This window comes from Trinickia diaoshuihuensis (assembly GCF_003390925.1).
GTDB lineage: Bacteria > Pseudomonadota > Gammaproteobacteria > Burkholderiales > Burkholderiaceae > Trinickia > Trinickia diaoshuihuensis.
The window spans coordinates 1-14516 of sequence record NZ_QUBS01000086.1; the positions used below are offsets into that span (position 1 = coordinate 1).

12 protein-coding genes and 1 pseudogene are annotated in these 14516 nt (G+C 63.2%); 3 read left to right on the plus strand and 10 right to left on the minus strand.

What is annotated here, in order from left to right; all coding sequences use genetic code 11:
• Together DXT59_RS31000 and DXT59_RS23980 are read left to right on the plus strand one after the other, a co-directional pair.
• Positions 1–199: pseudogene (locus DXT59_RS31000) on the plus strand (hypothetical protein); the annotation flags it as partial.
• 351 nt (positions 200–550) lie between these two features.
• Complete coding sequence (locus DXT59_RS23980) at positions 551–1009, plus strand: energy transducer TonB (RefSeq protein ID WP_162878226.1); 459 nt, start codon at positions 551–553, stop codon at positions 1007–1009.
• 163 nt (positions 1010–1172) lie between these two features.
• Here DXT59_RS23980 and araH read toward each other — a convergent pair whose 3' ends face one another.
• From araH to DXT59_RS24025, 9 genes are all read right to left on the minus strand, one after another.
• A complete protein-coding gene (araH, locus tag DXT59_RS23985) occupies positions 1173–2168 on the minus strand; it encodes an L-arabinose ABC transporter permease AraH (protein ID WP_116139904.1) in 996 nt (331 codons plus the stop codon).
• A gap of 71 nt (positions 2169–2239) precedes the next feature.
• Entirely contained in the window at positions 2240–3799 is a 1560-nt protein-coding gene (araG, locus tag DXT59_RS23990) for an L-arabinose ABC transporter ATP-binding protein AraG (protein ID WP_116139906.1), read from the minus strand.
• Positions 3800–3804: 5 nt separating this feature from the next.
• Complete coding sequence (locus tag DXT59_RS23995; protein ID WP_116139908.1) at positions 3805–4809, minus strand: arabinose ABC transporter substrate-binding protein; 1005 nt, start codon at positions 4807–4809, stop codon at positions 3805–3807.
• A 161-nt stretch (positions 4810–4970) separates the two neighbouring features.
• Entirely contained in the window at positions 4971–5897 is a 927-nt protein-coding gene (locus DXT59_RS24000; protein ID WP_116139910.1) for a Gfo/Idh/MocA family protein, read from the minus strand.
• 15 nt (positions 5898–5912) lie between these two features.
• The gene (locus DXT59_RS24005) at positions 5913–6842 is read right to left on the minus strand and encodes a dihydrodipicolinate synthase family protein (protein WP_420823425.1); all 930 of its coding nucleotides are present in this window, start codon (positions 6840–6842) and stop codon (positions 5913–5915) included.
• Between the two features lie 18 nt (positions 6843–6860).
• Positions 6861–7973, minus strand: coding sequence for a galactofuranose ABC transporter, permease protein YjfF (yjfF, locus tag DXT59_RS24010; RefSeq protein WP_116139914.1), 1113 nt, complete (start codon positions 7971–7973; stop codon positions 6861–6863).
• Positions 7970–9007, minus strand: a complete 1038-nt coding sequence (locus DXT59_RS24015; protein ID WP_116139916.1) for an ABC transporter permease — start codon at positions 9005–9007, stop codon at positions 7970–7972. Before DXT59_RS24015 ends, yjfF begins: the two co-directional genes overlap by 4 nt.
• On the minus strand, positions 9004–10521 hold the full coding sequence (locus DXT59_RS24020) for a sugar ABC transporter ATP-binding protein (RefSeq protein WP_116139919.1): 1518 nt from the start codon (positions 10519–10521) through the stop codon (positions 9004–9006). Before DXT59_RS24020 ends, DXT59_RS24015 begins: the two co-directional genes overlap by 4 nt.
• A gap of 27 nt (positions 10522–10548) precedes the next feature.
• Positions 10549–11460, minus strand: coding sequence for an ABC transporter substrate-binding protein (locus tag DXT59_RS24025; RefSeq protein ID WP_240324657.1), 912 nt, complete (start codon positions 11458–11460; stop codon positions 10549–10551).
• Between the two features lie 420 nt (positions 11461–11880).
• Between DXT59_RS24025 and DXT59_RS24030 the strand changes: the two genes are divergently transcribed.
• Complete coding sequence (locus tag DXT59_RS24030) at positions 11881–13626, plus strand: IlvD/Edd family dehydratase (protein WP_116139921.1); 1746 nt, start codon at positions 11881–11883, stop codon at positions 13624–13626.
• An 82-nt stretch (positions 13627–13708) separates the two neighbouring features.
• Here the strand turns inward: DXT59_RS24030 and DXT59_RS24035 are convergent, their stop codons facing one another.
• On the minus strand, positions 13709–14437 hold the full coding sequence (locus DXT59_RS24035) for a FadR/GntR family transcriptional regulator (protein WP_116139923.1): 729 nt from the start codon (positions 14435–14437) through the stop codon (positions 13709–13711).
• Between the last annotated feature and the right edge of the window lie 79 nt (positions 14438–14516).

Consider the following 14516-nt stretch of genomic DNA (forward strand, 5'->3'; position numbering starts at 1 on the left):
AAGTCTGGCTCAATCCGGAGCGTATGCCCCGAGCCGAATTAAAGCAGTGCGCGTGAAGCGACGCGACAACTACGTTGACAAACACCGACATATAGTCGAGACAATTCAGCGAATCGAGCGGTATTCGCAGAACATGGACAAGGCCATGTTCGAAACAAACGAGCTTGTGCAGGATGCAATCGTCCGCAAGCCGCTATAACTGAACCTCTCGAAACCCTCGATCACACGTGCCTGATCGCTTGCCCATTGGCGAGGGGGCGTTTTGATTTGCGACTTCCTCAAGAGTCTCCCTGGGGCGCCGTTAAAGGCGGGTGAGAGGGCCAGCCGTCGGTCCATTTGCCAAACACTACCTGAATCTAAAAGTGCTCGATAAAACATGAAAAAGACTGCGTGTGTCCTCGGAACCTTGATTCTGGCTGGTTATGCCGGTGCCGGCCGCGCCGGCGATATCGCCGACAGCCGGGCTCCTGCATCGTCCAGCCAATGTCCTGTCCAACTGCGGCATGGCGTGCGCGAACCTGTCTGTGCATCTCAAGCGATTACGCCTCCGATGACGCGGTCCCAGGCGCAAGTGCTCGCGGCCGCGGTCGTTCAAACTGGCGCTGCACCGGCGGCGCCCGGCATCCCCGCGATACCTACGATACTTGCGGTACCCGCCGCCATCTCCTCATCGCCCTCATCGCCCTCGGCGCCTGCGCAGACACAAACGATCACCAAGGCGGTGGGCGAACAGCAGATCACTTGCCAGGTCCCGCGTCCCGAGTATCCGGGCGAAGCGCAGCAGCGTCATCAAACGGGCTCCGTCACTGTTCGCATCACGATCTTCCCGCCGCACGTCGTCAAGCAATTGACGTTGATCGAATCGAGCGGCAACGCGTCGTTCGATGCGGCGGCAATGAGGGCGGCCGAAGGCACCGAATGCTCCGACACCGAGCAGCGCTTCCAACTGTTTCAGCCTTTCGCCTTCGATCTGTCGAAGGACGCGGGCGCGACGGCGCTCGCGCAATAGGCGAATCGATCGCGTTCGCGGCGCCTGAAAAGAAAAAAGGCCGAACGCGAAAGCTCGGCCAAACCGCAGATCAGACAGGACCGCGGGACTTCCTCAAAGGACAAGGCGTCCGGGCGAGGGTGCGCCCGGTACGCCGTTGAGTCGATTTCGAGAACGCGCAGCGTTACCGCACGCTGCGCGAGCGGCGGATGTGGTCGAAGAAGACTGCGAGCAACAAGATGCCGCCGCGAATCAAATACTGATAGAACGTCGGTACGTTGAGCAGGCTCATCGCGTCTTGCACCGATCCCATGATCAGCACGCCCACGAGCACGCCCGAGATCGTCGCCACGCCGCCTGTGAGCGACACGCCGCCCAATACGCACGCCGAGATCACGCCGAGTTCAAGGCCGACGGACGTTTTCGGATCGCCGAGGCTCATCCGCGATGCGAGCATCACGCCTGCGAAGCCCGTCACGAGGCCTTGCAGCACGAACACGAGAATCTTGATGCGCGTGACCGGTAGGCCAGCCAGCAAGGCCGCCTCGCCGTTGCCGCCGACGGCGAGCACGTTCTTGCCAAACACGGTCTTGCGCAAAATGAAGCCGAACACGACGAAGCCGACGATGTTGCTCCAAATCGGGTAGGAAATGCCGAGGAACGAGCCTCCGCCGAGGTCGAAGAAGCGTTCCTCGGAGATCATGACCGCGTCGCCGTTCGAGACGATGAAGGCCAAGCCGCGCACGACTTCCATCATCGCCAGCGTCACGATCAACGAGTTGATGCGATAACGCGCCACCAGCACGCCGTTGACGAGACCCACCAGGCCGCCCGCCAACACACCTGCGGTCACGCCCAGCAAGACGCTATGCGTCGCGGTAATGAGCGTCGATGCGACCACGCCCGACAGCGCTACGATCGACGCCACGGACAAATCGACCTCGCCGAGCGCGAGCACGAACATCATCGTGACCGCGATCGAGCCGATCAGCGTCACCGACAACAGCAACCCCTGCATGTTGCGGCTCGTCAGGAAGTCGGGCACGGTGAAGCAAAGGGCGATGAACAAAATCGCGAACACCATGACGATGCCGGATTTGTTGAGCATGCGCCAGGTCTTGGCCGCGTAGGCTGCAGCGCCGCGCGGCGCCGGTTGCGATAGGGTTTGAGGTTGTTGCATGATCCGTTCTCGTTCGTTGCCGCGCTAGCCGGCGCGGCCAAAAAATCAGTGCTGCGGGGAAATCGGCGTGGTCATTGAGGCAGCGCGAGCTTGATCAATTGATCGGGACTCGCCTCGGCCTTGGGCAACTCACCCACGATGCGGCCTTCCTTCATGACGACGATGCGGTCCGCGACGCCGATCACTTCGGCCAAGTCGCTGGACACGAGCAACACGGTCCGGCCCGCTTCGGCCAGTCCGTACAGCAACTCGTAAATCTGCGCGCGGGCGCCCACGTCGATGCCGCGCGTCGGCTCGTCCATGACGAACACATCGATCTTCTCCGCCAGCCAGCGCGCCAAAATCACCTTCTGCTGATTGCCGCCGGAGAGGGTTCCGATTGCCGTATCGCCGTTGCGCGTTTTGATCGAAAGCTTCTCGATATATTCGCTCGTGAGCTCGCGTTCGCGCTTTTCGTTCAAGAGCCAGCGCGACAAGCTGGAGTGGCGCCGGGCGCTGATGTTCAGATTGTCGGAGACCGAGGCAATCGCCACGATGCCTTCTTTCTTGCGATCTTCCGGACATAGCGCGATACCGGCGCGCACGGCGTCGCGCGGCGTCGAAAAACGCATGCGGCGGCCGTTCAACTGAATCTCGCCTTCGCTCGGACGCACGGCCCCGCAGACGAGCTTCATCAGTTCCGAGCGGCCTGCGCCGACCAGCCCGAAGAAGCCGAGGATTTCGCCCCGGCGCGCATTGAACGAGGCGGGCTCCGATAGGCCCGGCCCGAGCAGGCCCTTCGCTTCGATGCGGACATCGCCGACGGGGCGGGCCCGGTAGCCGTACACATCGCGAATCGAGCGGCCCACCATCGAACTGATCAAGCGATCGCGCTCGAGACCGTCCACGGCCTCGAACGTTTCGATCGAGCGTCCGTCGCGGAACACGGTCACGCGATCGCACAGTTCGTAGACTTCGTCCATGCGGTGTGTGACGTAGATGATCGCGCGGCCCTCTTGGCGCAGGCCGTTGATGATCTTGAACAGTTGCTTCGTTTCACGGGCCGACAGCGAACTGGTCGGCTCGTCGAAGGCGATCACGCGCGCGTCGCGCATCAACGCCTTTCCGATCTCGATCATTTGTCGCTGACCGATCGAGAGATTCTTGACCTGCTCGCGCGGGTCGATGCGCTCGCCGAGCCGGTCCAGCGTTTCGGTGGCGCGTTCGATCAAGGCGCGCTCCGTGAGCACGCCCATGCGGCTCGGTAGTTGGCCGAGCATGAGGTTTTCCGCGACGGTGAGTTCGGGGACGAGATGCAGTTCCTGATAGATGATGGCCACGCCTGCTTCGATCGCGGCCTTCGTCCCCGAGAAATGCTGCTCGACTCCGCCGAGCAGCAACGTACCCGACTGCGGTACGTTCACGCCCGAGAGCACTTTCAGCAACGTCGATTTGCCGGCGCCGTTTTCGCCCATGAGGCCGTGCACCTCGCCGGCGCGTACCGCGAACGACACACGATCGAGCGCAAGGACGCCGGGAAAACTGACGGTAATGCCGTCCAACTGCAAATACGGCGGGGCCTTACCGGCATCCGGTGGGCTCGCTGTGCCCGTGCCCGCCGCTACGATAGCGTTGTCGTTCGCGTCATGCATGACGTTTAAATCCCCAGTTCCTTACGCACGTCTTGCCAGTTTTGGCGCGTCATCAGCTTGCCCGTCGTCTGCGTGTCCGCCGGCGGCTGCTTGCCCGCGCGGATCCACTGAACGAGGTTCTCCGTGCTGTCCTTGCCATGGTTCGTCGAGCTCACGGCGATCGTGCCGTAAAAGCCCGTCGGTTCCTTCTTCTGGAACTCGGCGAACGCTTCGCCCGCACCGTTGATGCCGACGCCGATCACGTCCGAGGACGGAATGTGCAACTGCTCCGTCGCCCGCACGCCGCCGAGCACCGACTCTTCGTTCAGCGCGAAGATCACCCACTTCTTGATGTTCGGGTGCTTGGACAGCACGGGCGAGGTGGCAACGAAGCCGCCTTCGTCATCGGTCGTCTTTTGCGGTGCGTCGAAGATGTTCTCTTGCTTGAAGCCGTTCGCGAGCAGCGTTTGCGTGGCGCCGTCCGTGCGCAGCTTAGCCGTCGGCAGCTCGTAGTCGGAGATGCGGATCGCGCCGACTTCGGCGGGGTTCCAGCCGCGGCGCTTCATTTCGTCGGAAATGGCCTGGCCGACTTGGTTGCCGATCTTGAACGCGGACATGCCGAGGTGCGGCACGCCGCCGAGCGGCTTGCCCGACGAATCGACGAGTTGGTCGTCCACCGTCACGAACTTCATGTTGTACTTCTTCGCGCGTGCTTGAATCGCCGGTCCGAGTCGGACGTCGGGCGCGCAAATGACGAAGCCCTTCGCGCCTTGCGCGCCGAGGTTGTCGATCGCGTTCAGGACGCGCTCACCGTCGGGCGTGCCAATGTTGACGACGCTGAATCCTTCAGTCTTGCCGAGCGCCGTGGCCGCCTTTTGCTCGTTGATGAACCATGCCTGCTCGGGCATCTTCACGAGGAAGCCGATCTTCAAGGGCTCGTCCGCGTGGACGCCGAGCGGGGCCGCGAGCGGGGCGGCCAGGAGGGCGGCCATGGCGGCACGCAACGTAAAGCGGCGAAGCTTGCTGGTCATACTAGTCTCCTTCTTGTCGGTCTACCGTAGACCGTGTTGTGAAACAAAATCCAACTTATCGATTCGATTAGGACTGCAAACTGGTCGAAACCGTTAGGGCGCAGGCGCGCTTCGACCCGGTGTCCGGCACCGATGCCGAATCGAAGCACCGCGAATGCGAGTTACTCGACGAACGCTTCGACCATCTCCCGTTTGCCGAGTAAGAAGGCGTCGGCGACGATCGTAAGCGGCCGCGCATCGACATCGCGTTCGCCGCGCCGGATCAGATCGTGCCAATGGCTATAGAGCGAGGGGTACTCGTGGACGGAGCCCAATGCCACCTCGCGATCGTCGATCGTGAGCCGATTGCCGCCTTGCGAAAGCAGCAGGCTGCCATCGGCCGTGCGCACGTCGATTTCCCACAGTTCTTGCGGACCGTGCCGCCAGTCGAATTCGACCTGCACGGGTACCCCGGCCGTGTCGGTCAATTCGAGATCGGCCGCGATCGGCATTTGCTTATTGGACGGAATCTTGAGCGTCGACGAAACGAGCGCGACTTCGCGCGGCAAGATACGCGTGACGATCGACAGCGCGTTGATGCCGGGATCGAAGACACCGAGTCCGCCCGGCTCCCAGATCCACGCTTGGCCCGGATGCCAGCGGCGCACATCCTCCTTCCAACGCACGTGGACGTGGCGGATGTCTTGCGAGGCAAGCCAGGTCCGCGCCGCCTCGACGCCGAGCGCATGCCGGGAATGCCAGCTCGTGAAGAGCGTGAGGCCGGCGGCGCGCGCCATTTCCTCGAGTGCGCCCACTTCGCTCAGGCACGCGCCGGGCGGCTTTTCGAGCATGACGTGCTTACCGGCCGCGAGGGCGAGGCGGGCTTGCGCGAACCGCGGCAACGGCGGGGCGCAGAGGGACACGGCTTCGATGCCGGGCTCCGCTTCGAGCAGCGCTTCGAGCGTGGGGTAGTTGCGCACGCCCTCGACGCTCGCATTGCGGCTCGCGCACGCGACCAATTCGAAACGCGGATCGGCGGCGATGGCGGGCAAGTGCTGGTCGCGGGCGATCTTGCCGATGCCGACGAGCGCGATGGAAATCTTCTTCATGGTCACTCTCCGCGCTCAGCGGCCCCAGCGCAGCGCGAGCGGATTGGCTTCGCGCGCGAGTTCGAGCAACTCGGCGCGCGTGGCCGGCGCGAGCGCCTCCAGCGGACGACGCACCGCGTCGCTCTTGATGACGCCGCCTTCCATCATGACCGTCTTGGCCGCGCGCAAGCCGCATTGGCGGTTTTCGTAATTGATGAGCGGCAGGATGCGCGCGTAGCCGGCCCGAGCTTCATCGCGCCGGCCGGCGCGGAAGTCGTCGAATACGGTGCGGATCAGATCGGGCAGCAATGCGCTCGACATCGTGCCCGTGGCGCCGGCATCGAGATCGGGCAGCAGCGTGATCGCTTCCTCGCCGTCGAACGGTCCCTCGATCGCCGCGCCGCCCGCCGCGATCAACGCGCGCAGTTTGGCCGCGGCTTGCGGCACTTCGATCTTGAAGTACCGCACGAGCGGCAATTCATTGGCCACGCGCACGAGGAACGGCACGCTCAACGCCACGCCGGAGAGCGGTGCGTCTTGAATCATGACGGGCACGTTCGCCGCCGTCGCGACTTGGGCGAAGAAGTCGAACATCGCGTTGTCGTCCACGCGCAACGTTGCGCCGTGGTACGGCGGCATCACCATGATGATGCTCGCACCGGCGGCCGCCGCGCGCTTTGCGCGTTCGGCCGCGATCTGCGTGCTGAAGTGGCTGCACGTCACCATGACGGGCACGCGCCCGGCCACGTGCGTCAAGCACAGGTCGACCAAGACGTCGCGCTCGGCGTCGGTCAGCAAGAATTGCTCGGAGTAGTTCGCGAGAATGCAAATGCCGTCCACGCGCTGATCGATCATGCAATCGAGCACGCGGCGCTGGCCGTCGAGGTCGAGATCGCCCGATTCGGTAAAGGGTGTCGGCGCGACAGGGAATACGCCCGAAAAAGGGCGGGTCGATGCGGTCACTATTCGTGCTCCTAATAAAAACTATCCAAGCGTTCGGGGTGCTCGCGCGAGGCGCGCGCGCAAGCCCAACGAGGCGGTCCCGGCCGCTTCCTCGCCGGCTCCGCGCTTTGCCCTATCGTCCGGCACGGCGGTGCTGCCGAGCCCCGAGCCGTTCGACTTGCGGCGCGCGGCTTGCCGCTCGATCACCCGTTGCAACAAGCAGAAAACGCAGAGCAGGGCGCCGATGACGATACGCGTCCACCATGAACTTAGCGTGCCGTCGAACGTGATCAGCGTTTGGATCGTGCCTAGCACGCCCACGCCGAACACCGAGCCGATGATGTAGCCGACGCCGCCCGTCAACAGCGTGCCGCCGATGACGCTGGCCGCGATCGCGTCGAGCTCCATGCCTTGCCCCTGCAGGCCGTAGCCCGACAGCACGTAGAGCGTGAAGACCAGGCCGCCCAGCGCAGAACACAAGCCGCCCAGCGCATAGACGCCCACCTTGGTACGCGCAACGGGCAAACCCATCAGCAACGCCGATTTCTCGTTGCCGCCGAGTGCATAAACGTTGCGCCCGAACCGCGTGAAATGCGCGACGTAGATGGCGACCGCAAGCGTTGCGAGGGCGATCATGGCGCCGGCGTTCAATTGGCCGCTGCCGATCTGAAGGTTGTATTCGGCGACGGCATGGAACGAAGGCTGCGTGATCGTAATCGATTGCGTCGTGATCAAGAAGCATGCGCCGCGTGCGAGGAACATGCCGGCCAGCGTCACGATGAACGGTTGCAGCCGCAGATAATGAATCAACGCGCCCATGGCGGCCCCGTACGCGGCGCCGATGACCAGCACGACCGGCGCGACGGCCCAGATCGGCCAGTGCCAGTGTTCGCCGAGAACGGCGCAGACGATCGTCGTGAACGCGACGACGGACCCGACCGACAGATCGATTCCGCCCGACAAGATGACGAACGTCGTGCCGATGGCGACGATCAGCAAGAACGAGTTATCGACGAGCAGGCCGAGCAACACTTGCAGCGAGCCGAAGCCCGTGTACATGAACGAGCCGAAGCCGAACAGCGCGGCGAACAGAGCGATGGTGACGACGATCGGCAGCGTGCGAGGATCGAGAAGACGGCGGATGAACGCGCTCATTGCACCTCCGGCCGAACGCGAGTGGAAGAATGGGACAGTTTCGCGGCGAGGGCCGCGATCATCGCGCGGGCACGTTCCGATTGGATGACGCAGACGATCAGCACGACGATCGCCTTGACCACGAGCGTGGCCTCCGGCGGGACGCCGATCGAGTAAGTCGTGTAAGTCAACGTTTGGATGATCAATGCGCCAAGAACGGTCCCGGCGAGCGAGAACCGCCCGCCGGCCAGCGACGTGCCGCCGAGCGTCACGGCGAGAATCGCATCGAGCTCGAGCAAGAGGCCGGCGTTGTTGCCGTCGGCGCTGCGCACGTTCGAGCTCGTCAGGATGCCGGCGATCGCGGCCGTCAAGCCGCAAAACACATAGACGCCGAACATGATCATCGTCGAGCGCACGCCCACGAGCCGCGCCGCGACGGGATTCACGCCGATGGCGCGCACGAGCAGCCCGAGCGCCGTGCGATTGACGAGCAGCGACGTGGCGATCAGCACGGCGGCCGCGATCCAAACGGCGCAGGGCACCATGGCGATGAAGCCGTCGCCCAGGCGCAGATAGCCGCGTGCGCCGATGGGGATGATTTGGCCGCCCGTGAGCAATTGCGCGACGCCGCGGCCGGCCACCATCAAGATCAAGGTCGCGATAATGGGCTGCATGCCGACGAGCGCGGCGAGCAGTCCATTCCAGGCGCCGGCGAGCAAGCCCACGCCGAGCGCCGCGCCGAGCGCGAGCCCGACGTGATTCGGGTCGGCCGCGAGAATGATCGCGGCGGTCGCGCCCGCGATCGCGACGACGGTCCCGACCGAGATATCGATGCCGCGTGTGGCGATCACGAGCGTCATGCCGAGCGAAACGACGATCAGCGGGGCGGCGCGGTTCAGGATATCGATCGGGGCGCCGAAGAGGTGTCCATTCAACACGGATATCGCAAGGAAATCGTGCCGATGGGCGACGTCGAGCGCGAACAGCGCGATGAGCGTAAGCGCGGGCCAGACCAACTGATGGCGCGCGATCGCTTGCAGCGAGCGTGTGTTCATGCGCCGCCTCCCGCGATGAGCCGATAGACGGCCTGCTCGTCGAGCGCATCGCCCGAGAGTTCGGCCACCTTGCGGCGATCGCGCAGCACGGCGATGCGGTCGCTCACGCGCAGCACTTCGGCGATTTCGGAGGAGATCAGCAAGATGCCGAGTCCCTTTTCGCACAGCTTACTCACACGATCCATGATTTCGAATTTGGCGGCTACGTCGATCCCGCGCGTCGGTTCGTCGAGAATCAACATTTTCGGATCGATCGCGAGCCAGCGAGCCAATAGGGCTTTCTGTTGGTTGCCGCCCGACAGCAGTTCGATCGGCTGTTCGATATCGCGCGTTCGGATGCCGAGCGCTTTCACATAATGCTCGGCGATCCGCTTTTCTTTGGAGCGGCCGAGTGGGCGCCACCAGCCGCGGCGGGCCTGCAGCGCCAGCACGATGTTCTCGCGCACGGACAGCGCGCCGACGATGCCCTCTTTCTTGCGATCCTCGGGGCAGTAGGCGATGCCATGTTGCACCGCATGGCGCGGCGAGCCGAGTTTGATGGGCTTGTCGTCAACGGTGATCGTGCCGGTATCCGCGCGATCGGCGCCGAACAAAAGCCGCGCCGTTTCCGTGCGGCCCGAGCCGAGCAGCCCGGCCAGGCCCACGATGCGCCCAGGTTCCAGCGTCAGATCGATCGGCTGCACGGCGCCGCGACGGCCCACGCCGCGCATATCGAAGCGAGACGCGGCGGGGCCGGCCGCCGCCGCATCGCTCTGCGCTTTGGCGGCCGAACGTTCGCCGGGGACGGGAACATTGCCGACCATCTTGTGCACGAGTTCGTCGACGGGCAGATCCTTGGCAAGATATTCGCCCTCGCGTTCGCCGTTGCGCATAACGGTGATGCGGTCGGAAATCGCGTAGGTCTGTTCGAGAAAGTGAGTGACGAACAGAATCGCGATGCCCGACTCCTTCAAATTGCGTAGAACCTCGAACAATTTGGCGACTTCTGAATCGTCGAGACTCGAAGTCGGTTCGTCGAGAATCAGCACGCGCGCTTCCACGCTCACGGCCCGCGCGATTGCCACCATTTGCTGCACGGCGATCGGATACGTATCGAGCGATTGCGTGACGTCGAGCGATAAATTCAACTGCGCGAGCGCATCGCGCGCGCCCGCATGAATGGCCTTCCAATCGATCGCGCCGCGGCGCCGCGGTTGGCGGCCCGCAAAGATGTTCTCGGCGACCGAGAGGTTGGGGCAGAGGTTGACTTCCTGGTACAGCGTGCGAATACCGGCCGCCTCGGCTTCGAGCGGCGCGGCGAAACGCACTGGGCGCCCATCGACGCGGATCTCGCCCGCGTCGTGCGCATGAACGCCCGTCAACACGTTGATCAACGTCGATTTACCCGCGCCGTTCTGGCCCATCAGCGTATGAACTTCGCCGGCGAACAGACGAAAGTCCACGCTTCTGAGCGCATGCACGCCGGGAAACGACTTCGTCAAGCCAAGCGTTTCGAGTACGAGAGGGCCGGTCATGGGCATTACTCGCTTAGCGCGCGCCGATCAATACTTACGCGAGGGCAGCACTTGCGCCGCCACGTTTTCGGGGAACACCGTTTCCTTCGTGACGATGCGCTTGGGCAGCGTCTTGCCGGCGACGACGTCCTTGACGGCGCTCATCAATTGCGGTCCGAGCAGCGGGCTGCATTCCACGTCGACATTGATCTTGCCCGCGATCATCGCTTGGAAGCCACCCTTGGTCGCGTCGAAAGAGACCACCTTGACGTCGGTGCCCGGCTTCATGCCCGCTTCTTCCATCGCCTGGATCGCGCCGAGCGCCATGTCGTCGTTATGGGCGTAGACGACGTTGATTTGCTTGCCGTAGGTTTTCGCGAACGCTTCCATGACTTGCTTGCCGCCGGCCAGCGTGAAGTCGCCGCTTTGCGAGGCGATGATCTTGAACTTCGGATCGTTCTTGATGATTTCCATCAGGCCCGCATGGCGGTCGTTCGCCGGAGCCGAACCCACCGTGCCTTGCAGTTCGGCGATGTTGATCGGGCCGGCGTTGTTCTTATATTCCTCTTCGAGCCAACGGCCCGCGCGGCGGCCTTCTTCGAGGAAGTCCGAGCCGATCATCGTCACGTACAGCGATTGATCCTTCACATCGATGTTGCGGTCGGTCAGGATCACGGGGATTCCCGCCTTTTTCGCTTCCGTCAGCACCGGCTCCCAGCCCGATTCGACGACAGGCGAGAAGGCGATGACGTTGACCTTTTGCGCGATGTACGAACGAATCGCGCGAATCTGGTTCTCTTGCTTTTGCTGAGCGTCGGCGAATTTCAGGTTGATGCCGGCGTCCTTCGCCGCTTCCTTCACCGATACCGTATTCGCGGTACGCCAAGCACTTTCCGCGCCGACCTGCGCGAAGCCGAGGGTGATTTTGTCTTGCGCGTGGCTCTGCGCAACGACCGACATGGCAAGTGTCAATCCGAATAATGCGTTCCGTGCCAACCGTACCGTACGTCCCATGCTTGTCTCCATTTGTCTTTGGTGCGTGCTTGGTTTTGCTGCGTCGAACGAACTACTTTGTTATGGCCCCGCGCGCCGGAACGGCCCGCCGCTCGCGTTGAACGCGCCTCATTTCTAAATAGCCAAACTATAGGCATCAGCGACATCGACGACGATTAGCGTTTTCCCCAGCTACTTCGGTCCAATAGTCATGCTATTTCTATCGGCAATCTGGCCAAAAGCAGTTGGAAAGGCGTAAGATTGTGCCAATATGTGGGAAATCGCCGCGACAAAACGGATGCGAAAAGTCATCCTGCGCTGATCGACGGTCTAGCGGGCGGCGACTTCAATCGTTTTACTATATCTGCTTAATGCAGGCAACGAGCAATGACAGACAAACCCGCTAAGCTTCGCTCCGCCCAATGGTTCGGCACAGCCGACAAGAACGGCTTCATGTACCGCAGTTGGATGAAGAACCAAGGCATCCCCGATCATGAATTCGAAGGCAAGCCGATCATCGGCATCTGCAACACCTGGTCGGAGCTCACGCCCTGCAATGCGCACTTCCGCAAGCTGGCCGAGCACGTCAAACGCGGCGTGTTCGAGGCGGGCGGGTTTCCGGTCGAGTTTCCCGTGTTCTCGAACGGCGAATCGAACCTGCGCCCGACGGCCATGTTCACGCGCAACCTGGCCAGCATGGACGTCGAGGAATCGATTCGGGGCAATCCGATCGATGCCGTCGTGTTGTTGGCCGGCTGCGACAAGACTACCCCGGCCCTGTTGATGGGAGCGGCCAGTTGCGACGTGCCGGCGATCGTCGTCAGCGGTGGTCCCATGCTCAACGGTAAGCATGAAGGGCGCGATATCGGCTCGGGCACGGTCGTCTGGAAACTGAGCGAGCAGGTCAAAGCCGGACAGATCACGCTGCACCAGTTCATGGCGGCCGAGGCCGGCATGTCGCGCTCGGCGGGCACGTGCAACACGATGGGCACAGCTTCGACGATGGCGTGCATGGCCGAAGCGCTCGGCGTGACGTTGCCGCACAACGCGGCGATTCCCGCCGTCGATTCGCGGCGGTACGTGCTCGCGCATTTGTCGGGCATGCGTATCGTCGAAATGGCGTTGCAGGATTTGCGGCTCTCCAAGCTCTTGACGCGCGAGGCGTTCGAGAATGCGATTCGGGCCAACGCGGCGATCGGCGGCTCCACGAACGCCGCCATCCACTTGAAGGCGATTGCGGGGCGCATCGGCGTTTCGCTCGAACTGGACGACTGGACGCGCGTCGGGCGCGGCACGCCGACGCTCGTCGATTTGCAGCCGTCTGGCCGCTTCCTCATGGAAGAGTTCTATTACGCGGGCGGGTTGCCCGCGGTGTTGCGCCGGTTGGGCGAGGCCGGGCTGTTACCGCATCCGGACGCCTTGACGGCCAACGGGCATTCCCTGTGGGAGAACTGCAAGGAGGCGCCGATCTATAACGACGAAGTGATTCGTCCGCTCGACAAACCCCTGGTACCGGACGGCGGCCTGTGCGTGCTGCGTGGCAATCTCGCGCCGCGCGGCGCGGTCCTCAAACCGTCGGCCGCGACGGCTTCGTTGCTCAAGCACCGCGGGCGGGCAGTCGTGTTCGAGAATTTCGACGATTACAAGGCGCGCATCGGCGATCCCGAACTCGATGTGACGGCCGATTCGATCCTGGTCATGAAAAACTGCGGGCCGAAGGGTTATCCGGGCATGGCCGAGGTCGGCAACATGGGCCTGCCGCCGAAGCTGCTCGCGCAAGGCGTGACGGACATGGTCCGTATCTCCGATGCGCGTATGAGCGGAACCGCATACGGAACGGTCGTATTGCACGTCGCGCCTGAAGCACGCGCGGGCGGCCCGCTAGCGGTCGTTCGCAACGGCGATTGGATCGAACTCGATTGCGAGGCGGGGCGCTTGCATTTGGAGGTGGACGAAGAAGAGTTGGCGAGTCGTCTTGCCGATTGGCGGGAGACGCATGCGCGGCCCAACGCGGCCGATCTCAGCGGGTATCGCAACCTCTACGTCGACCATGTCTTGCAAGCGGACGAGGGATGCGATTTCGATTTCCTCGTCGGATGCCGTGGGGCGGAAGTGCCGCCGCATTCGCACTAAGGCTGGATTGATAGACGCACGGCGCTTCGGGCGCCGTGCTTACCGAGTGGAATCGGGAGTGAAATCGGGCGAACTCGCCCGATTATCGATCGGCTCGCCCGCCGATGACGAGAATCGTCTCGGCATCGGCTTTCGCGTTTTCCAACTGAACGAGGCTGGCTTGACGGGCACCGAGCGGGTCGCGATGTTCTATCGCGGTCAATATTGCCTTATGCCGCGGCAGCGAGAGCGCATGCGTATCGGGATGACGGCTCGTTAGCTTGATCGACTCGCTCAAGGCCATCGACATCATGTTGCCGATAAATGCGAGCATGTCGTTATGCGTGGCGGCCATCACCGCGCGGTGAAACTCGAGATCGGGCTCGAGCAGGGCGTCCGACGTCTGCGCGCCTTCCATGCATTCGTAGGCCCGGCGAATGCGGGCGACGTCCTCTTCGGTTGCGTTCGTCGCCGCAAGTGCCGCAGCCGCGGGCTCGATGATGCGGCGTACCGTCAGCAATGAGCGGAAGAATTCGCCTTCGGGCGTCACGCTGATCGTCCAAAACAGCACGTCGGGATCCAACATGTGCCATTCTTCGCGCGGCCGGACGACGCTGCCGACGCGCGGCTTCGAGACGACGAGCCCTTTCGCGACGAGCACGCGCGTGGCCTCCCGCAATACGGGGCGGCTTACGCCATAAGATTCGCAAAGCGTGGGTTCGGGCGGCAGCCTGTCGCCGGGTGCGAACTTGCCGCTGACGATCTCGGTGCCGAGTTCCTGCACGATCCGCGCGTGCATGCTCTTGCGGTTCTTGAGATGTCGATAGTCCATAGGGTGGGGATGGTGTCAGCTTCGCGCCGGTCCCGGCCGTGAAGTGTCCGCCAGCATAGCACAAGGGGCGCGCCCCTTA

Coding starts and splice junctions, on each gene's coding strand:
- DXT59_RS23995 (WP_116139908.1), bottom strand. CDS start 4,809: ATGACCAGCAAGCTTCGCCGCTTTACGTTGCGTGCCGCCATGGCCGCC.
- araH (WP_116139904.1), bottom strand. CDS start 2,168: ATGCAACAACCTCAAACCCTATCGCAACCGGCGCCGCGCGGCGCTGCA.
- DXT59_RS24020 (WP_116139919.1), bottom strand. CDS start 10,521: ATGACCGGCCCTCTCGTACTCGAAACGCTTGGCTTGACGAAGTCGTTT.
- DXT59_RS23980 (WP_162878226.1), top strand. CDS start 551: ATGACGCGGTCCCAGGCGCAAGTGCTCGCGGCCGCGGTCGTTCAAACT.
- DXT59_RS24030 (WP_116139921.1), top strand. CDS start 11,881: ATGACAGACAAACCCGCTAAGCTTCGCTCCGCCCAATGGTTCGGCACA.
- DXT59_RS24025 (WP_240324657.1), bottom strand. CDS start 11,460: ATGTCGGTCGTTGCGCAGAGCCACGCGCAAGACAAAATCACCCTCGGC.
- araG (WP_116139906.1), bottom strand. CDS start 3,799: ATGCATGACGCGAACGACAACGCTATCGTAGCGGCGGGCACGGGCACA.
- DXT59_RS24015 (WP_116139916.1), bottom strand. CDS start 9,007: ATGAACACACGCTCGCTGCAAGCGATCGCGCGCCATCAGTTGGTCTGG.
- yjfF (WP_116139914.1), bottom strand. CDS start 7,973: ATGAGCGCGTTCATCCGCCGTCTTCTCGATCCTCGCACGCTGCCGATC.
- DXT59_RS24000 (WP_116139910.1), bottom strand. CDS start 5,897: ATGAAGAAGATTTCCATCGCGCTCGTCGGCATCGGCAAGATCGCCCGC.
- DXT59_RS24035 (WP_116139923.1), bottom strand. CDS start 14,437: ATGGACTATCGACATCTCAAGAACCGCAAGAGCATGCACGCGCGGATC.